Genomic DNA, 19,183 nt, shown 5'->3' with positions numbered 1-19,183 from the left:
GTCACCGCGACCGGCCGTGCCCGCGGTGTCATCCGGTCATCCGAGCGTCCACTGCTGGTTCCGGCCGCCGCTGCAGCTCCACAGCTGGACGGGCGTGCCGTCGGCGGTGCCCAGGCCGGCCACGTCCAGGCAGAGCCCCGACTGCACGCCGGTGACGGTGCCGTTCGCGTTCAGCCGCCACTGCTGGTTGGCCTGGCCGTTGCACGACCAGACGACCACCTTGGTGCCGTCGGTGGTGCCCTTGCCACTGGCGTCCAGGCACAGCGTGCTGCCGCCGACGGTCACGGTCAGCTGGTTCGACGCCGTACGGGTCCAGGTCTGGGCGGCTCCGCCGTCGCAGCCGTGGATCTGCTGCTGGGTGCCGGGCGTCGCGTTGTTCGCCGCGGTCAGGCACTTGCCCGCCCCCACCGCGTGCAGCGCGCCGGTCGTGCCGCCGCCGGAGGGCGCCGCGTCCAGGCCCATGAAGCGGATGGCCTCGGCGGCCATCGCGGTGCCCTGGACCGGCAGTTGGTGCCCGGCCCCGGCGATGCTGTACGCCTCGACCTGGGTGGCCCCGGCGCTGTTGTCGTACCGCGTCCGGTTCCAGTTGGCCGTGGGGGTGTCCGTGGCCGACGGCGTCCGGCTCACGCCGAGGACGTCGGTCCACTCCTTGATCTCCTCACCGAGGTTGTTGTGGCTCAGGATCGTGTCGGCGGTTCCGTGCCACAGCTGCACGCGCGGACGCGGCCCGGTGTAACCGGGGTACCCCGTGTTGCGGACCAGGCCGCCCCACTGCTGCGGGGTCATCGACACCCTGCCCTGGGCGCAGTCCGCGTTCCAGCCGCGGACGGAGCCGGTGTGGAAGCAGTGGTAGGGCACCCCCATGAAGGCCGCGCCCGCCTTGAACACGTCGGGGTAGTCGGCGAGCATGACGTTGGTCATCATCCCGCCCGACGACTGGCCGGTCACGTACACGGCGTCGGCGTTGCCGCCGTAGTGCTGCTCGGTGTAGGTGATCATCGACCTGAGCCCGATCGGGTCACTGCCGCCGTTGCGGGTCAGCGCCTGGTCGGAGGAGACGTCCCAGCAGCTTCCGCTCGGGTTCGTCGACGGGTAGACGACGAGGAAGCCGTACCGGTCGGCGAGCGAGCCGAAGTCGGTGCTGGAGTACAGGTAGGGGCCCGTCCCCTGGCACCCGTGCAGGGCCAGCAGGATCGGGGGGTGGGCCCGGACGCTGTTCGGCACGTACAGGTGCATCAGCAGACCGGTCGGGTTGGCGCCGAAGTTCGTGATCTGCGTCAGCGAGCCGGTGGTCTGCGCGGTGGCGGCCGGGGTGGCAGCCTGGGTGGCGGCGGCGGCCGGGGCCGCGGCGGCCCGCGGCGCGGCCTGAAGGCTCAGGCCGACCGCCAGGCCGAGCGCGGCGGCGATGCCCAGGAGGCGGGACGGTAACGAGCGGTTTCGGAACATGGGACCTCTCCGTCGGGATTGCCATGGGTGCGAGGAAGGTTCCGGTGCCGGCCGGCGCGGTGGTGGATCAGGTGCACCGGAAGTCCGCGTGCAGGCGCCGGGTGTGGTCCAGGACGCGGACCGGGCCGTCCAGTCGGACGGTGGCGGTGAGCCGGACGTCGGTGCTGGAGGCGGCGATCCGCAGCTCCAGCTCGCCGGGCTCGACGACGCGCCGGCCGTCGCGTCCGGTGAAGGACGCGAGGTCGGCGGGCACGCGGACGCTGATCCGGGTCCGCTCGCCCGCGTCGAGGGTGATCCGCCGGTAGCCGATCAACCGCATGACCGGCTGGACGACGGAGGCGACGGGGTCGTGCAGGTAGAGCTGGACGGTCTCGCTGCCGCCGCGCTCACCGGTGTTGCGCAGGGTGAAGGCGAGGCCGAGCTCGCCGTCGGTCGCGGCGGCGGCCCGGTCCACCTCCAGATCGGTCCAGGCGAACGTGGTGTAGCCGATGCCGTGCCCGAACCCGAACGCGGGGGTCGGGTCGGTGCTGGACACCTCGCTGGGTCCGGCCAGCCGGGCGGCGAGGTAGGTGGAGGGCTGCACGCCCGGCCGGGCCGGGATGCTGACCGGCAGCCGGCCCGAGGGGTTGGTCCGGCCGCTGAGCACGGCGGCGATCGCCTCGGTCCCGGCCTCGCCGGGGAAGAAGGCCTGCACCAGGGCCGCCGCCTCGGTCGCCGCCCGTCCCAGCGCGTAGGGGCGCCCGGCGAGCAGCACCGGCACCACCGGCTTGCCGGTGTCCAGCAGCGCGTCGAGCAACTGCCGCTGCACCCCGGGCAGTTCCAGGGACTCGACGTCGCAGCCCTCGCCGCTGGTGCCGCGCCCGAACAGGCCGGCCCGGTCCCCGAGGGCGACGATCACGACCTCGGCCTGCCGGGCCGCCTCGACGGCCTCGGCGAAGCCGGACGTGTCGGGCCCGTCGACGCTCGCCCCCGCTGCCGTGCGGATCTCGCTGTCGGGGAACTCGGCCGCCAACGCCTGCTTCAGCGTGGGCAGTTCGATGCCGACCGGGACCCCGGGGTGCTGGCTGCCGACGTGCACCGGGAAGGCGTAGCAGCCCAGCACCGAAGTCGGGGTGTCGGCGTTGGGGCCGATCAGCGCGATCCGGCGCGGGCCGCGCAGCGGCAGGGTGCCGTCGTTGCGCAGCAGCACCACCGCCTGCTCGGCGATCTCCCGGGCGAGGGCGCGGTTCTCCGGGCGGTCCAGGTCGACCGAGCCGCGCAGCGCGGCCGGGTCGTCGAGCGAGCGGCCGGCGAGCGCCGCCGGGACGGCGTCCCAGTCCTCGTCCAGCAGGCCGAGTCGGGCCTTCTGCGTCAGCACCCGGCGCAGCGCCCGGTCCACCAGCGCCTCCGGCACCGTCCCGTCCTCGACGGCGCGCAGCAGCGGCTCCCCGAAGGTCTTGACGGTGGGCAGTTCCACGTCCACGCCGCTGGCCAGGGCGAGGGCGGCGGCCTCGGCCCAGTCCCCGGCGACGCCGTGCAGCACCTTGAGGAAGGCGATGCCGAAGTAGTCGGCGACCACCGTCCCCTCGAAGCCCCAGGTGTCGCGCAGCAGCCCGGTCAGCAGCGCCTCGTCGGCGGCCGAGGGGACGCCGTCGGTGTCGGTGTAGGCGTGCATGACCGAACCGGGCCGGCCCTCGCGCACCGCCATCTCGAACGGCGGCAGGATCACGTCGGCACGCTCCCGCGCACCCATGCCGACCGGGGCGAGGTTGCGTCCGGCGCGCGAGGCCGAGTACCCGGCGAAGTGCTTGAGGGTGGCGACGATCCCCGCCGACTCCAGGCCCCGCACGTAGGCGGTGGCCACCGTGCCGACCAGGTAGGGGTCCTCGCCGATGGTCTCCTCGACCCGGCCCCAGCGGGCGTCGCGGACGACGTCGAGGACCGGGGCGAGGCCCTGGTGGACGCCGACCGCGCGCATGTCGCGGCCGACGGCAGCGGCCATCCGCCGGATCAGGTCCGGGTCGAAGGTGGCGCCCCAGGAGAGCGGCACCGGGTAGGCGGTGGCGCCCCAGGCGGCGAAGCCGGCCAGGCACTCCTCGTGCGCGAGGGCCGGGATGCCGAACCGGTTCGCGGCGGCGATGCGCTGCTGGCTGCGGGCCAGGGAGAGCGCGCCCAGCGCCGGGTCGACCGGCACCGTGCCGAAGGGCCGGGTCAGCTGGCCCAGTCCGGTGGGGAGCAGGTCGTCGAGGGCGGGCGGCTCCTCCATGTCGTGCTGGTGCGGGGCGACGTCGCCGCCCTCGTCGGAGGCGCCGACCCAGACGCCGACGAGCTGGGCCAGCTTCTCCGGCAGGGTCATCTCGGCGAGCAGGGAGTCCGCGCGTTCCTCGGGGCTGAGCGCGCGGTCGCGCCAGCGGGCGGTCGGTTCAGCGGACGGGACGGCCGGGTTCATGGTGCCGGTCACTTTCCTCCGACGCCCATCAGGCCTTGGACCAAGGCACGGCGGGCGAACAGGTAGACGATGAATACGGGGAGCGTCGACAGCACGACGGCGCTGAGCAGTCCGGGCACGTTCACGCCGTGCTCGGTCTGGAACTCGTACAGGCCGAGGGTGATGACCTTGGTGCCCTCCGACTGGGTGAGGATCAGGGGGAACAGGAAGCCGTTCCAGGCCTGCAGCGCGGAGAAGACCACGACGGAGGAGAGGCCGCCCCGGGACAGCGGCAGCACCAGCTGCCAGAACACCCGCCAGGGGGTGGCCCCGTCCATGGCCATCGCCTCGTAGAGCTCGCCGGTGATGTCCCGCATCGCGCCGGTGAGCACCAGCGTGCAGACCGGCAGGCAGAACGCCGCGGTGGGCAGGACGACGCCGAGCAGGTTGTCGTAGAGGCCGGCCTTGCTGATGACGTAGAACATCGGCACGATCACGGCCTGGGCCGGGATCGCCAACCCGAGCAGGAAGACCCGGAAGACCGTCCCGATGGCCCTGCCCCGGGCCCGGACGATCGCGTAGGCGAGCGGGGGCACCACGAGCAGCACGATCGCGACCACGCTCACGGTGACGAGGAGCGTGTTGAGGAAGTCGCGGCCGAAGCCGTTGGAGAAGTCGTCGACGTAGTTCTGCAGGGTCAGCCGCGCGGGGAAGGTGAGCGGTCCCCGCGAGGAGTAGTCGGACCGGGTCCGGAAGGTCGCGATCAGCAGCACGTACAGCGGGAAGCCGACGAGTGCGAGCCAGACCAGCGAGCCGAGCCCGGCGAGGTGGTTGGGACGCCGTCGCATCACAGTCCCTCCGTGGTGCCGCGCATCCTGTCGTAGCCGGACAGCCGTACGACGGCGAGCGAGATCAGGGTGGCGACCACCACGAGGACCAGGGCGATGGCCGAGCCGGCACCGAAGTCGAAGCTCTTGAAGGCCTGTTGATACATGTAGTAGGCGCTGTTGGTGGTGTCGGTGCCGGGGCCGCCCTGGGTGAGGATGAGGACGGTGTCGAAGGTGGTGAGGCCGCCGACCAGCATCAGGATCACCGACGTGATGACCGTGTTGCGCAGCTGCGGCAGGGTGATGTGGAAGAACTGCCGCACCCTGCCCGCGCCGTCGATCGACGCGGCCTGGTAGAGCACCTGCGGGATCGCCCGGGCGCCGCCCTGGTAGAGCAGGGCGTGCATGGGCGTCCACTGCCACATGCCGACGAAGGTGAGCACCGCGAGGGCACTGTTCTGACTGCCCATCAGGTTGCTCCGGCCGAACAGCTCTTCCAGCTGCGCGGGCACGCCGAAGTTGGGGTCGAGGATGGCGCGCCAGACCACCGAGACCGCGGTCGCGGACAGCAGCAGCGGCACGAAGAAGATCGCGGACAGCACGGCCCGGTTGCGTTGGTGCCCGGCCGCCCACACGCCCAGCAGGAGGCTCACCGGGGTCTGCACGACCACCCCGGCCACGGTCAGCACCAGGGTCAGACCGACGCTCTGCGTCATGACCGGGTCGTGCAGCAGCCTGGTCCAGTTGGCGAGGCCGTTGAACCGGGGGGCGTCGACGCCGTTCCAGCTGGTGAAGGAGAGCACCGCCACCAGGACCAGCGGCAGAACCGCGAACACCAGGAAGAACACGGTCGCGGGCAGCGCCCAGGCGAGGCCCGGGCGGGTCACCCCGACGCCGGTCCGGCGGGGCCGCGCCCCGATCGCCGGAGGGTCTAGGGAGGTAGCACTCATGGCGATCCGTCTCAGGAGGCGGGCAAGGCCTGCATGGCCTTGATGAAGCCGTCCGCGTCGAGCTTGCCGTCGAAGAACTGCTGGACGGCGGTGTGGATCGGCGTGTTGGCGGCCGGCGGGTACGCCTGGTCCCAGGACAGCTGGAACGACGGGGCGGCCTTGACCAGGTCGTACTGGTACTTCGAGTAGTCGGGGCTGTCCGAGGTGGCGAGGAACTGTTCGGTGTTGGTGGTGGTCGGCAGGTTGCCGATCACCAGCTGCGCCTTCACGAACTCGTCGGAGTACATGAGCTTCAGGAAGGCGGCCGCCGCCTCGGGGTGCTTGCTCTTCTTCAGCACCGAGTAGAAGTTGTTGGTGTTGCCGACCAGGTCGGCCGGGTCGCCCTTGCCGCCGGCGACGGCGGGGAAGCTGCTGTACCCGAGCTTGTTCCTGGTGAAGTCGGGGTCGGCGTCCCGCTGGGTGGCGTACTCCCAGGAGCCCATCAGCTCGAAGGCCGCCTTGCCCTTGGCCAGCAGGGCCGGGGAGCCGCCGTCGGTGAACTTCACCGAGTCGAAGTTCGAGCCGAACGCCCCGGCGTCGACCAGCTGCTTGAGCATGCCCAGGGCCTTCCTGGCGTCCGCGCTCTCCCAGGCGCTCCTGTCGCCGGACAGCGCCTTCCGGAACAGCTCGGGGCCCGCGACGCGGTCGAAGACGTACTCGTACCACATCAGGGTCGGCCACTGGTCGCCGCCACCGAGGGCGAACGGGGTGATGCCCTTGCCCTTGAGCACCTGAACGGCGCTCAGCAGGTCGTCCCAGGTCTTCGGGACGCTCAGGCCGGCGTCGGCCAGCACCTTCTTGTTGTGGAACAGCAGCACCGGCTGGGTGCCGCGCATCGGGATGCCGTAGGACTTGCCGTCGATCACCGCGGTGTTGAACACCGAGGGCAGGAAGCTGCTCTTCAGCGCCGGGTCCGCGGCGATCATGTCGTCCAGCGGGAGCAGCAGGTCGGACTTCACGTAGGGCTGGATGCTGCCGCCGCCCCAGTTGAAGAAGACGTCCGGGGCCTGGGGGGTGTTGATGACGGTGTTGAGCTTGGCCTGGTAGTCCGCGCCGGGGATGGTGTCCAGGACGGCCTTGACCTTCGACGTCTTGTTGAAGGTGTCGACCAGCTGCTTCTCGACCTTGTTGCTGGCGTCCCCGTACACCAGCACGTGGATCGTGCCGGCTCCTCCGCCGGCGGAGGAGCCGCCACTGCCGCAGGCGGCTGTCCCGACCATGACCGCGGCCAGTCCGAAGGCGGCGGCGAAAGCGCGTCTCTTCATCGGGTCTCCCCTAAAGTTTCGACGGGTTTCTCGAAATAACTGCATGGCGGGGACGCTAGGTTGCGGACATGTTTCGGGTCAAGCCCCCGGGCGGACGGAATGCCGAGGCGTTGCCGCGCCAACTGCCCTGTGCTGCCCGTGCCTTATGCTGCCCCCATGGAAAAGGGCGATGAACTGGGACGGGTGACCCTCGCGGACATCGCGCGCGAGGCCGAGGTCTCCGTTTCGACGGTTTCGAAGGTCCTCAACGGCCGTACCGACGTGGCGGCGGCCACCCGCGTGCGCGTCGAGCAGGTCCTGAACGACCACGACTACCGGCGCACCGCGCGCGGCGGCGGCGAGGCGCCGCTCGTCGAGATCGTCTTCCACGAGCTCGACAGCCTCTGGGCGATGGAACTCCTCCGCGGCGTCGAGGCGGTGGCGAACGAGCACGGCGCGGCGGTGGTGGTCACCCACAGCGGTTCACGCCACGCCCCCGGACCGGAGTGGATCGAGGCGGTGCTGCGCCGGCGCCCCCTCGGTGTCGTCCTGGTCTTCTCCAGCCTGCCGCCCGAGTTCAAGCGCCAACTGCGCGCGCGCTCCATCCCGTTCGTCATCGTCGACCCGGCCGGCAACCCCGACCCGGACGTGCCCTCGGTGGGCTCGGCCAACTGGGCCGGCGGCCTGGCCGCCACCCGGCACCTGATCGAGCTCGGCCACCGGCGCATCGGCATCGTCACCGGCCCCGAGGACACCCTCTGCTCGCTGGCGCGGCTGGACGGCTACCGCTCCGCGCTGGCCATGGCCGGCCTGGCGGTCGACCCGGCGCTGACCGCCTTCGGCGACTTCCACGCCGAGGGCGGATTCGCCCGGGCCGGGCGGCTGTTGGAGCTCCCCGACCGGCCCACCGCGATCTTCGCCGGCAGCGACCTGCAGGCACTCGGCGTCATGGAGGCCGCCCGGGTCCGCGGCCTGCGCGTCCCCGAGGACCTGTCCGTGGTCGGCTACGACGACCTGGACATCGCGCAGTGGACCAGCCCCGCGCTGACCACCGTCCGCCAGCCGCTGCGCGAGATGGCCGAACAGGCGACCCGGCTGATCTTCTCCCTCCGCGCCGGCGAGGCCCCGACCGCCCCCACCCGCCTCGAACTCTCCACCACCCTGGTGGTGCGCTCCAGCGCCGTGGCGCCCGGCCGGCCGTGAACCGCGCTTCGAAAGTTTCGCCGCTCCTCCGCATGGCTGACGCTGCGTCGGCTCAACCGCCACGCGCCTGACCGGCGCCGCTCTCCGACGAGAGGGCCCCGGGGCCGAGCGAAGTTGTCGCCGTTTTCGCCGAAAGCGTTGACAGCTTGACGGGCTCAGGCCAACACTGGCGCCGTCGACAAGTCCGAGGAGGTCATGGCTCCCCGGCCCCGCGCGCCGACCACCCACGGGCGCGGTCCTGTCGACGCCGTACATCGCCTGTCGGAGACCTCACCTGAACATTCCGGACAGGGCCCGCGGCCGCCGCGAATTGTTAGCGCTAACAGTATGCGCTGACCGGCAAGGCGGGCGCCACGTCCGGTGTGCAGGCATCCCCCCACCCGAGGAGAACGATCCGTCATGCCACGAATCACCACGAAACCCCGCCTCCGCAAGGCCCTGACGACGGCCGCGTGCCTGTTCGTCGGCGCGGCCGGCGCCGTCACCGCGATCCCCACGGCGCAGGCCGCCGGGGCGACCACGCTGGGCGCGGCCGCCGCCGACAGCGGCCGCTACTTCGGCACCGCCGTGGCCGCCGGCCGGCTCGGCGACTCGACGTACTCCGCCGTCCTCGACCGGGAATTCACCATGGTCACCCCGGAGAACGAGATGAAGTGGGACACCGTCGAGCCGTCCCGCGGCAACTTCAACTTCGGCCCCGCGGACTCGATCGTCAACCACGCCAACACCCACGGCCAGCGGATGCGCGGCCACACCCTGGTCTGGCACTCCCAACTGCCCAACTGGGTCAGTTCCATCGGCGACGCGAACACGCTGCGCAGCGTGATGAACAACCACATCACCGCCGAGATGAACCACTACAAGGGCAGGATCTACGCCTGGGACGTGGTCAACGAGGCGTTCGCCGACGGCGGCAGCGGCCAGCACCGCGGCTCGGTGTTCCAGAACGTGCTGGGCGACGGCTTCATCGAGGAGGCGTTCCGCACCGCGCGGAACGTCGACCCCTCGGCCAAGCTCTGCTACAACGACTACAGCATCGAGAACTGGTCCGACGCCAAGACCCAGGGCGTCTACCGCATGGTCAAGGACTTCAAGTCCCGCGGCGTGCCCATCGACTGCGTCGGCTTCCAGAGCCACTTCGGCGCCGGCGGACCGCCGTCCAACTTCCAGACCACCCTCTCCAGCTTCGCCGCGCTCGGCGTGGACGTCCAGCTCACCGAGCTCGACATCGCCCAGGCCTCCCCCACCGCGTACGCCTCCGCCGTCAGGACCTGCCTCAACGTCACCCGCTGCACCGGCATCACGGTGTGGGGCATCCGCGACAGCGACTCCTGGCGCACCGGCGAGAACCCGCTGCTGTTCGACAACAACGGCAACAGGAAGCCCGCCTACGGAGCGGTCCTCACCGCCCTGGGCGGCGGTGGCAGCGGCACGCCGAGCGGGGGCATCGTCTCCGGCACCGTCTACACGCTCTCGGCGGCGGGAGCCGGCGGGCGCGTCCTCGACGAGCCCGCGGGGCAGAACGGCAACGGCACGCCGCTCCAGGTGTGGGACGCCGCCGGTGCCGCCAACCAGCAGTGGCGGGCCGACCAGAACGGGGACGGCTCCTACACGCTGACCAACATCGCCAGCGGCCGCGCCCTGGACGAGCCGGCCGGCCAGACGGGCAACGGGACGAGGATGCAGGTCTGGGATCCCAGCGGCGGCGCCAACCAGCACTGGAAGGCCGCTCGGAACAGCGACGGCTCCTACACCCTCACCAACGTCGCCAGCGGCCGCGCCCTGGAGACCCCCGGCGGTCAGACCGCCAACGGCACGCCCGTCCAGATCTGGGACTCCAACGGCGGCGCCAACCAGCACTGGACCTTCAAGTGAGCTGAGCCGCGCGGGCGCGCGCTCGACAGGCGCGCGCCCCCGGTATGCGGGCGTTGACAGAGCTGGGCGACAGCTCCATCCATGAAGAGGGAGATCCCATGCACCAACGAAGTTCCCGCCGCAGGCAGCTGCCGGCGGTGCTCACCGCCGTGGTCGCGGCCGGGGCGGCGCTCGCGGCGACGCTCGTCGCCGCCCCCGCCCAGGCGGCCACCAGCGGCGCCCTGCGCGGTACGGGCTCCGGCCGGTGCCTCGACGTGACGGGCGCCAGTCGGACCGACGGCGCGTCCCTGCAGATCTACGACTGCTCGGGCGGTGCCAACCAGCTGTGGACGTCGACGTCCGGCAGCCAGCTGACCGTGTACGGCGACAAGTGCCTGGACGTGCCGGGCCACGCCACCACGCCCGGCACCAAGGTGCAGATCTGGGGCTGCAGCGGCGGCGCGAACCAGCAGTGGCGGGTGAACTCCGACGGCACGATCGTCGGCGTCGAGTCGGGGCTGTGCCTGGACGTGACGGGCGCCGGCACGGCCAACGGCACGTCGGTGGGGCTCTGGAACTGCAACGGCGGCAGCAACCAGAAGTGGTCCGGCCTGTCCGGGACCACCCCGCCGGGCGGCAACTGCGCCCTGCCGTCCACCTACCGTTGGTCCTCGACCGGCGCGCTGGCGCAGCCGGCCAACGGCTGGGCCGCGCTGAAGGACTACACCGACGTCGTCTACAACGGCAAGCACCTGGTCTACGCCTCGAACGTCTCGGGGTCCTCCTACGGCTCGATGGCCTTCGCCCCCTTCACCAACTGGTCGGACATGGCCTCGGCCGGGCAGACCGGGATGAGCGAGCGGGCGGTGGCGCCCACGCTGTTCTACTTCGCGCCCAGGAACATCTGGGTGCTGGCGTACCAGTGGGGTGCGTGGCCGTTCGTCTACCGCACGTCGAGCGACCCGACCAACCCCAACGGCTGGTCCGCGCCGCAGCCGCTGTTCACCGGCAGCATCCCCAACTCCGGCACCGGCCCGATCGACCAGACCCTGATCGCCGACGACCAGAACATGTACCTGTTCTTCGCCGGCGACAACGGCAGCATCTACCGCGCGAGCATGCCGATCGGGAACTTCCCCGGCAACTTCGGCTCCTCCTACACCACCGTCATGACCGACACGGTCAAGAACCTCTTCGAGGCCCCGCAGGTCTACAAGGTCAAGGGCCAGAACCAGTACCTGATGATCGTCGAGGCCCGCGGCGCGAGCGAGCAGCGCTACTTCCGCTCCTTCACCGCCACCAGCCTGAACGGTTCCTGGACCCCGCAGGCCGCCACCGAGGGCAACCCCTTCGCGGGCAAGGCCAACAGCGGCGCCACCTGGACCAACGACATCAGCCACGGCGACCTCGTCCGCGAGAACCCCGACCAGACCATGACCATCGACCCCTGCAACCTCCAGCTCCTCTACCAGGGCATGGTCCCCGGCTCGACCGCCCCGTACGACCAGCTCCCCTGGCGGCCCGGCCTCCTCACCCTGCGGCACTGATCCCCGGCGGACCGGCAACACCCCTTGTTCGCCACGGTGTTCCGGTCCGTGTGAGGTGCGTTCACGCTGTGAAAAAAGCTGCCTGGTGGCAGTAGCGGGTACCTGGCTACTCTGCGGTACGGCCGGTCCGACCCCGGCCGTACCGGGTCGTCTCGACCTTCCCCTCGCACGGACCAGAGGAGTGCTCATGCCCCGCTCTTCCCGCTCCGCCCGCACCACGACCGGCACCGACAGACCGGCCCGCCGCCGCCTGCCCGCGCCGGCCGCCCTCGCCGCCGCGACCGCCCTGGTCGCCGGCGTGGCCGCCCCCGCGTACGCGGCCGACCCCGCCCCTGTCGCCCCCGTCGTCGAAGGCCGCCCCGGCTTCCACCCCGAGCAGGACTTCGCCGGTTCCACCGTCGCCGCCCACGAGGGCCGCGACGGTGGAACCCCGTTCGCCTCCCTCGCCGCCACCCAGACCCCGGGGCTGGACGTCTCCAGCCACCAGGGCAACGTCAACTGGTCCTCGGTGGCCGCCAACGGCGCCAAGTTCGCCTACGTGAAGGCCACCGAGGGCACCGGCTACACCAACCCGTACTTCGCCCAGCAGTACAACGGCTCGTACAACGCCGGCCTGATCCGCGGCGCCTACCACTTCGCGCTGCCGAACGCCTCCTCCGGCGCCACCCAGGCCGGCTACTTCGTCAGCCACGGCGGCGGCTGGTCCGCCGACGGCAGGACCCTGCCGCCCGCGCTGGACATCGAGTACAACCCCTACGGCGCCACCTGCTACGGCCTCAGCCAGAGCGCCATGGTCAGCTGGATCCGCGACTTCAGCAACACCGTGCGCTCCCGCACCGGCCGCTACCCCACCATCTACACCACCACCAACTGGTGGACCCAGTGCACCGGCAACTACGGCGGCTTCGGCACCACCAACCCGCTCTGGATAGCCCGCTACTCCACCTCCGTCGGCACCCTGCCGAACGGCTGGGGCTACCAGACCTTCTGGCAGTTCGCCGACTCCGGCACCTTCCCCGGCGACCAGAACTACTTCAACGGCGCCACCGACCGCCTGCGCGCGCTCGCCCTGGGCTGACCGGCCGTCCGTCGGGCCCCCGTCGCCGAGGCGGGGGCCCGTCGGTGCGGACGTCCGACGTCCGGGTCTACAGCGCCCTGAGGCCGTCCAGCAGCTGCTGACCGCCGGGACTGCCGAGGCCGGTGCACGGGTCCCAGTCGGGCCCGGAGGCGTACGCGCCGTTGCTGCCCTGGGTGATGTCCCGCAGGACGCCCCTCGCGAACTTCGCGTACAGCAGCGGGTTGAGGAAGCCGACCTGGGCGGACCCGGGCAGGGCCTGGTTGACCCGGGCGAGCAGGGCGGACCACATCGGGGCGGCGGCGCTGGTGCCGCCGATCTGGTTGAAGTGCACGCCGTCGACGCTCGGGACGACCACGCCGGTGTCCGGGTCGGCCAGCGCGGACACGTCCGGCACACCGCGCCCGCGGGCGTGCGGCGGATTGGCCGACGGCGGCACCTGGGCGTCGGCCTGGTACGGCGGCACCGGGAAGACCTTGCTGATGCCGCCGCCCGTCCGGCTGCCCGGGCCGTTGTCCCAGCAGACCTCGCTGACGACCTGCCCGTGGGAGACCGCCAGCCTGGTGCCGCCGACGCCGAGCACGTGCGGGCTGGCGGCGGGGAAGTCGGCGTGGGCGCGCTCGTCGTGGATCTGGTCGCGGGAGCCGTCGTCGCCCGAGGCGCAGCAGATGCTGACGTTCTTCTCGGCCGCGCTGGCGAACGCGGCGTCGACCCGCTTCATCGCCCCGACCGTCCACCGGCTGCCGGGGTTGGCCTCGGGGTTGCCGTAGCTGGAGGAGATCACCGTCGGCCGGTTCACCGTGTCGTTGACGATCCGGGTGATCACGTCGACCCAGCCCTGTTCGGTGAACCTGCTGAAGTAGACGACGATCCTCGCCTTGGGGGCGAGGCCGCCGACGACCGCCAGGTCGAGCATGATCTCGCCGCTGGTGTCGGCCGTGTCGAAGTCGGCGTCCTGGCCGGGTTCGTTGCCGGGGGTGCCGACGCCCGGGACGACCACGTTGGTGATCTCCGGCATGTCCTGGTGCAGGACGTTGACGAAGTAGTTCCGCAGGGCTTCGAGCGAGTAGCCGCCGGACGGGACGCCCGGTGGGGTCTCGCCGTTGAAGGCGAGGACGGCGATGCACTGCCCGCTGCCGTCGGTGCCGGCCGGGTAGGCGTACGGCGCCTGGAGCTGCGGTGGCAGGAAGGCTCCGGGTTGGACCGTCGGGGTGGCGCGTGTCACCGGGACGCTGTCGGCGGCCCGGCGGATCAGCAGCCGGGTGCCGATCGGGCGGTCGTCCAGGCCGAAGACGCCGGTGACGATGCCGTCCAGCTCCGCCGGTACGTAGATCTGCCCTTCCCGGCCGCGGTAGGTCTGGGGGGCGCCGTTGGCGTCCTGGTAGCGGTAGCGGGCCAGCGTCACCTGGAAGGCGTCCGCGACGTCCCGGGTGGTGCCGGTCAGCTGGATGCTGCGGGCGAGCGGGTCGGGGTTGGCGGCCTTGAGGCCGTGCTCGGCGGCGAAGGCCTCGACCGCCTTGAGGTCGGTGTCCAGCCACCGGTGGGTGGCGGCGTACTGGTCGTCGCTGGGCAGGGTGCGCCGGGTCGGCGCCTGGAGCGCCAGCTCGTAGACGTCCGGACGCGGCTGCGCGGCCGGGTCGCGTCGCAGGTAGACGGTGACGGTCAGGGGTGTCTGGGGGTGGGCCGGTCCGATGACCCGTGCTCCGGCGAGCGGGACGCGGGTGCTGTCCGGCAGCGCCACGTAGTGGTTGGTCGACATGATCGCTCCAGCGGTCGGTCAGCGCCGGGAGCTCGCGACTCTTGGTCGTGCGCTTTCGACTGTCCGTATACGGCAGACGCTTATGTCGTATACGGACAGCGTCCTCCCGGCCCGCGGCGGCGTCAAGGGGCGTCGACGGGGGCGCTGCAGTCGGCGTCGGGGAGGCGCCGGAGGGCGCCGCCCCGGCCGGGACCGGGGCGGCGCCGCGGGGCCGCGCGGCTCAGCCGTCGATGCGGTGCTGGCTCCAGAAGGAGGTCAGGTCCACGGTGGTGGCGGCCTGGGCCGCCGCCTTGAACTCGGCGGTGGTGGAGACGCCGTTCCAGTGCCCCTGCGCGTAGTTCCGCAGCAGCGTGGTCATCGCGCTGTCGCCGATGGTCCGGCGCAGGTCGTGCAGGGCGCACTTGCCGTAGCCGTAGACGACGGTGGAGTAGCGGGAGGAGTTGGCGTCCCAGTACGCCATCGAGTTGGTGATCCGCTCCGCCGACGAGGCCCAGGAGACGCTGTTCCAGCAGCCGTTGCCGGTCTTGCCGAGGGCGAGGTCGGTGGCGTAGTCGGTGAAGGACTCGTCCAGCCAGGGGCTGGTGTACTCGTCGTCACCGACGATGCCGTACCACCACTGGTGGCCGATCTCGTGGGTGAGCGCCGTGGTGCTGACCAGGTCGAGGACGAAGCCCGGGTACTCCATGCCGCCGAACCAGAAGTTGTTGTCGATCACCGCGTCCAGCTCGCCGTACGGGTAGGCGCCGAAGCGCTGGGCGTGGGCGTCGACCGCCGAAGTGGCGGTGGAGAGCATCGACTTGGAGTCGGCCGCGCTGATCCCGGCCACCGAGTAGACGTTGACCTTCACCCCGGCCGCGGAGGTGCCGGAGATCCTGGTGAACGGCCCGGCGCCCCAGGCGAAGTCGCGCACCTTGGTCGCGGTCGCCTTGGTGACGGTCCGTCCGGCCGTGCCGGGGGTGTCCACCGAGGTGCCGGTCGCGGGCACCAGCAGGCCGGTCGGGTGGTCCAGGGTGACGGTGAAGTCCGAGGCCACCGAGTAGAAGGACTCCCCGTTGTTGGTGTACGGGTCGAGGTGCCAGCCGGCCGCGTCCCGTATCGCCAGGACGGGCAGGGCGTTGCCGAGGAAGTTGTACGCGCCGTCGTGGCCGAAGCGGTCCGCGCCGGTCGGCACGGTGATGCCGAGGTCGAAGCCGACGGTGCCGCTCTGGCCCTGGGCGAGCGGGGCCGGAAGGGTGATCTTGAGCGCGGTGCAGTTCACGGTGAGCGGGGACGGCGTGCCGCCGGTCACGTTGGTCACCGTGATCGGGGTGCTGGGGCAGCTGCCGTGGGCGTTGTCCCACAGCCGCAGGTACACCTCGTTCAGCGCGGTGGGCGAGGCGTTGGTGAAGGTCACGCTCTCGTGCCCGGTCCAACTGCCGCCGGAGGCGTCGCTGCTGAGGTCGACGGTGTACGCCGGAGCGACCGGGGTGCGGGTCGGGTCGCCGGGCTGGGGCGGGGTGGTACCGCCGGAGACGTCCAGGGTGACGTCGTCCAGCACGAAGCTGGTCTGCAGGCTGGAGTCCTCGACGCCGGTGAAGGCGAGCGTCACGGCCTGGCCGGCGAAGGCGGAGACGTCGACGGTCCGGTGCACGTACCCGGCCTGGGCGTCCAGGTTGGAGTAGGTGGCCACGGTGGTGGAGCCGACCTTCACGCTCAGCTTGTCGTAGGCGGTGCCGCCGGTCGTCTCGGCGGTGTCGACGTGCAGCCAGAACCCGAGCGTCGCGGTGCCGCACCCGGTGGGGAGGGTGACGGACTGCGAGAGCGTGTCGGTGTGACTGGAGCCGTAGCCGTCGAGCCAGGCGTAGGAGCTGCCGGAGTGCGCGCTCTGTCCGCTGTCGCCGGTGATCGCGCCGCTCGGCGCCGTCCAGGGTGAACTGCCGGACTCGAAGCCGCCGTTGGCCACCACCTGGGCGGGTGTGCAGGCCGCGGCGCTCGCCACATTGGGGGTAGCGAGCACCGCGAGGCCGGTCGCCGCGAACAGGGCGGCGCCGGTCAGGGCGGGCAGGATTCTTCTCATCGGAGCCTCTCGTGGGAGCGGGTCGGGAGCAGCAGCGTGACAGCAAACCCGCACCTTTGAAACGCTCATGACATGAGACGCATACGCCTCATCCGACGACCGGCTCGCGGAACGGCCACCTCACCGGGCGACCGGCTCGTCGGACGACCGCGTCATCCGACGACCGTCTCACCCGACGACCGCCTCATAGCCTCACCGGATCACCGGCAGCACCGCCTCCGAGCCGCGCCCGGTCGCCGCCTCGATGAAGGCCACCGGGTCGGCGACCTCCGCCAGCAGCGCGCGGGTGAAGCGCAGCGCGCCCTCCGCGGGCGGCGGGCCGCCGACGGCCGCGACCAGGTCGAGCAGGTGGACGGTCGCCTCCATCAGCGCCACCTCGCCGAGCGCGCCCAGCGCCACGCTGCCGAGCAGCGGGTGCGCCACCGTGGTGTCCGGCGGCAGGTCCGCGAGCCCGGCCAGGGCGGCCGGCCCCTCGACCCCGAACCGGGCGATCAGCACGGCGGGTTCGGTCCGCCCGGCGGCCTGCCTGGCCGTCTCGGCGATCTGCCCGGCGGCGGTGTGCGCGAGGCCGCCGGGCCGGTTGTAGGCTCGCAGGATCCCGGCGCCGGTGGTGATCTCGGCCGGCCCGTCCAGCAGCGCCCCGCGCAGCCCGCCGAACATCTCCGGCACCGGCGCGGCATGGGCGAACAGCTCCCGTACCGTCCACGCGGGCAGCCGGGTGGGACGGTCCCAGTCCTCGGCGGACAGGGCCGCGCCCCGCTCCGCCCAGGAGGCCCAGGCCTGCGCCAACATCGCTCGCACCGGGTCGTTCTGACTGCTCATCGACTCTCCTCGGGAACGGTGATCACGGGGTCGGGCCCACGCTACCCCGGGGCCCGGGAAAACCGTTTGCCGCCCCCGGGCCCGGGCCGCCACCATCGGCCCATGACCGACTCCGCCGCCCGCCCGCTGCCCGTGACCTCCGCCGCCCGCCCGGCCGCGGTCCGACAGCGGTCCGGCCGTCCCCGGAGGCCCGACGCCGCGCGCACGTGAGCGCCGCGCTGGCCGCGGGGCTGCTCGCCGGGCTCGGCGTGGCCGTCCCGGTGGGGGCCGTCGGGGCCTACCTGGCGTCGCTCACCGCGCGCACCTCGCTGCGCACCGGCGCCTGCGCCGCGCTCGGCGTGGCCACCGCGGACGGGCTGTACGCGCTGCTCGCGGCGGCCGGCGGTGCCGGTCTCGCGCCGCTGCTCGAACCGGTCGCCCGCCCGCTGCGGATCGTCTCCGCCCTGGTCCTGCTGGCGCTGGCCGCCCGGACGGCCGTCGCCGCGCTGCGCGTCCGGCCCGGCGGCGGTGCCGGGCCGCGGGCCGCGCCGCCCACCCCGGCCCGGGCCTTCCTCACCCTGCTGGGCATCACCCTGCTGAACCCGCTCACCGTGCTCTACTTCGCCGCCCTGGTGCTCGGCGGCGGCGGCCGGGACGGCGCCACGGCCCGGGCCGCCTTCGCCCTCGGCGCCTTCGCCGCCTCCGCGGCCTGGCAGCTGCTGCTGGCCTCCGGCGGCGCGCTGCTCGGCCGGGCGCTGACCGGCCCGCGCGGCCGGCTGCTCACCGCCCTGGGCTCCGCCGCCCTGGTCGCCGTCCTCGCCGTCCGGCTGCTGCTCGACTGAGCGCCGCCCGGCCGCCCGCCCCGGGCGCCCGACTACGCACCGCGACCGGTCCGGTCGTCCCGGTCACCGCTCCCGCCGCACCGCCCGGCCCCTCGACCGACCGTCACGGCGCGGTCCGTCACTCACCGCCACCGATCCCGCCGCCCCGGTCGCCGTTCCCGCCACCCGCGCCGAGCCGCCGCCGGTCGGCTGACCAGCGGGATCGGCGAAATCTGGCGGTAAAAGCGGTTCACCCGTTTACGTCTGATTCCTACCTTGTATCCTGGTCTGTATCCGCTGAGTGACGTCCGCCGAAGACCGCCCCGGCAGCGGCCCCGCGCCACCGCCGGTCCACCGAGCCGCGAGTCCGGCCCGGGCACGACCGACGACGCTGCCACCGACCCGGAGGAGTGCGGAGATGGTCGAGCAGGACGCCCCCGAGAAGCGGGGCCGGCTGAGCCGCCCGCTGGTGCTGGGCGCAGCCGTGGCCCTGGTCGACCGCGAGGGCCTGGCCGCGCTGACGATGCGCAGGCTGGCGGCCGACCTCGGCGTGGAGTCGATGGCGCTGTACCGCTACACCCCGGGCAAGGAGGCGCTGATCGACGGCCTGGTCGAGGCCTACTTCGACGAGATCAACGCCCGGCTGCGGGCCGGCGCCGGGCGCGGTTCCCACGAGGCCGGCTGGCGCACCGAACTGCGCCGGATCGCCCGGGCGTTCGCCGCCACCGCGCACGCCCACCCGGAGATCCTGCCACTGGTCGCGACCCGCCCGCTGGCCGTCCCGATCACCCGCCGCCCGGTCTCGGTGCTGGAGCTCACCGAGCACATCCTGGCCGTGCTCGGCCGGGCCGGCTTCGACGACGCTGGCGCGCTGACGGTCTACCGCACCTTCGTCGCCTGGAACCTCGGCTGCCTGCTGGTCGACAAGCGCCAGGTGGTCGACAACCCGAGCGAGCCGGACCCGGCCCTGCGGCTCGGCCTGCACCGGCTGCCCGCCACCGACTACCCGCGACTGCGCGCCCTGGTGCCCAGGTTCGCCGAGTTCGACGACGAGGCGGAGATGCTGAGCGGCCTGGACAGCCTGCTCGACGGGATGCCGGAGCCCGCCCTTGACGACTTCTACGGCGGCGACGCATCCTGAGGTATACGAGGTA

At 72.4% G+C, this 19,183-nt stretch carries 14 protein-coding genes; 6 read left to right on the top strand and 8 right to left on the bottom strand.

The window, feature by feature from the left end:
* Positions 1–36 precede the first annotated feature (36 nt).
* The 5 genes from ACFY0X_RS02555 to ACFY0X_RS02535 all read right to left on the bottom strand — a co-directional run bounded on the left by ACFY0X_RS02555 (position 37) and on the right by ACFY0X_RS02535 (position 6,889).
* Positions 37–1,446 (bottom strand): PHB depolymerase family esterase, encoded by a 1,410-nt coding sequence (locus ACFY0X_RS02555; protein ID WP_387747953.1) that lies wholly within the window; start codon positions 1,444–1,446, stop codon positions 37–39.
* Positions 1,447–1,513: 67 nt separating this feature from the next.
* Positions 1,514–3,874, bottom strand: a complete 2,361-nt coding sequence (locus ACFY0X_RS02550) for a glycoside hydrolase family 3 N-terminal domain-containing protein (RefSeq protein WP_387748077.1) — start codon at positions 3,872–3,874, stop codon at positions 1,514–1,516.
* 8 nt (positions 3,875–3,882) lie between these two features.
* Complete coding sequence (locus ACFY0X_RS02545) at positions 3,883–4,701, bottom strand: carbohydrate ABC transporter permease (RefSeq protein WP_387747951.1); 819 nt, start codon at positions 4,699–4,701, stop codon at positions 3,883–3,885.
* Entirely contained in the window at positions 4,701–5,630 is a 930-nt protein-coding gene (locus tag ACFY0X_RS02540; protein ID WP_387747949.1) for a carbohydrate ABC transporter permease, read from the bottom strand. Before ACFY0X_RS02540 ends, ACFY0X_RS02545 begins: the two co-directional genes overlap by 1 nt.
* An 11-nt stretch (positions 5,631–5,641) precedes the next feature.
* Positions 5,642–6,889 carry an ABC transporter substrate-binding protein gene (locus tag ACFY0X_RS02535; protein ID WP_387748075.1) on the bottom strand — a complete coding sequence of 416 codons (1,248 nt, stop codon included), beginning with the start codon at positions 6,887–6,889 and terminating at the stop codon, positions 5,642–5,644.
* A gap of 201 nt (positions 6,890–7,090) precedes the next feature.
* Between ACFY0X_RS02535 and ACFY0X_RS02530 the strand changes: the two genes are divergently transcribed.
* The 4 genes from ACFY0X_RS02530 to ACFY0X_RS02515 all read left to right on the top strand — a co-directional run bounded on the left by ACFY0X_RS02530 (position 7,091) and on the right by ACFY0X_RS02515 (position 12,595).
* Positions 7,091–8,116, top strand: a complete 1,026-nt coding sequence (locus ACFY0X_RS02530) for a LacI family DNA-binding transcriptional regulator (RefSeq protein ID WP_387747947.1) — start codon at positions 7,091–7,093, stop codon at positions 8,114–8,116.
* A gap of 399 nt (positions 8,117–8,515) precedes the next feature.
* A complete protein-coding gene (locus tag ACFY0X_RS02525) occupies positions 8,516–9,991 on the top strand; it encodes an endo-1,4-beta-xylanase (RefSeq protein ID WP_387747946.1) in 1,476 nt (491 codons plus the stop codon).
* Positions 9,992–10,089: 98 nt separating this feature from the next.
* Positions 10,090–11,517: a non-reducing end alpha-L-arabinofuranosidase family hydrolase gene (locus ACFY0X_RS02520; protein ID WP_387747945.1), complete on the top strand. Its 1,428-nt coding sequence runs from the start codon at positions 10,090–10,092 to the stop codon at positions 11,515–11,517.
* Positions 11,518–11,704: 187 nt separating this feature from the next.
* Complete coding sequence (locus ACFY0X_RS02515; protein WP_387747944.1) at positions 11,705–12,595, top strand: lysozyme; 891 nt, start codon at positions 11,705–11,707, stop codon at positions 12,593–12,595.
* A gap of 67 nt (positions 12,596–12,662) precedes the next feature.
* Here the strand turns inward: ACFY0X_RS02515 and ACFY0X_RS02510 are convergent, their stop codons facing one another.
* The 3 genes from ACFY0X_RS02510 to ACFY0X_RS02500 all read right to left on the bottom strand — a co-directional run bounded on the left by ACFY0X_RS02510 (position 12,663) and on the right by ACFY0X_RS02500 (position 17,229).
* Complete coding sequence (locus tag ACFY0X_RS02510) at positions 12,663–14,351, bottom strand: protease pro-enzyme activation domain-containing protein (protein WP_387747942.1); 1,689 nt, start codon at positions 14,349–14,351, stop codon at positions 12,663–12,665.
* A gap of 220 nt (positions 14,352–14,571) precedes the next feature.
* On the bottom strand, positions 14,572–16,407 hold the full coding sequence (locus ACFY0X_RS02505) for a M1 family aminopeptidase (protein WP_387747940.1): 1,836 nt from the start codon (positions 16,405–16,407) through the stop codon (positions 14,572–14,574).
* Between the two features lie 192 nt (positions 16,408–16,599).
* Positions 16,600–17,229, bottom strand: coding sequence for a maleylpyruvate isomerase N-terminal domain-containing protein (locus ACFY0X_RS02500; protein ID WP_387747938.1), 630 nt, complete (start codon positions 17,227–17,229; stop codon positions 16,600–16,602).
* A 206-nt stretch (positions 17,230–17,435) separates the two neighbouring features.
* Between ACFY0X_RS02500 and ACFY0X_RS02495 the strand changes: the two genes are divergently transcribed.
* Positions 17,436–18,050 (top strand): LysE family transporter, encoded by a 615-nt coding sequence (locus ACFY0X_RS02495; RefSeq protein ID WP_387747936.1) that lies wholly within the window; start codon positions 17,436–17,438, stop codon positions 18,048–18,050.
* A 397-nt stretch (positions 18,051–18,447) separates the two neighbouring features.
* A complete protein-coding gene (locus ACFY0X_RS02490) occupies positions 18,448–19,170 on the top strand; it encodes a TetR/AcrR family transcriptional regulator (RefSeq protein WP_387747934.1) in 723 nt (240 codons plus the stop codon).
* Positions 19,171–19,183 lie beyond the last annotated feature (13 nt).

The sequence above is a fragment of the Kitasatospora sp. NPDC001547 genome, from assembly GCF_042894165.1.
In the GTDB taxonomy this organism is placed as follows: domain Bacteria; phylum Actinomycetota; class Actinomycetes; order Streptomycetales; family Streptomycetaceae; genus Kitasatospora.
Note: the sequence above shows the minus strand (reverse complement) of the source record. Positions and strands in the feature narration are given on the sequence as shown.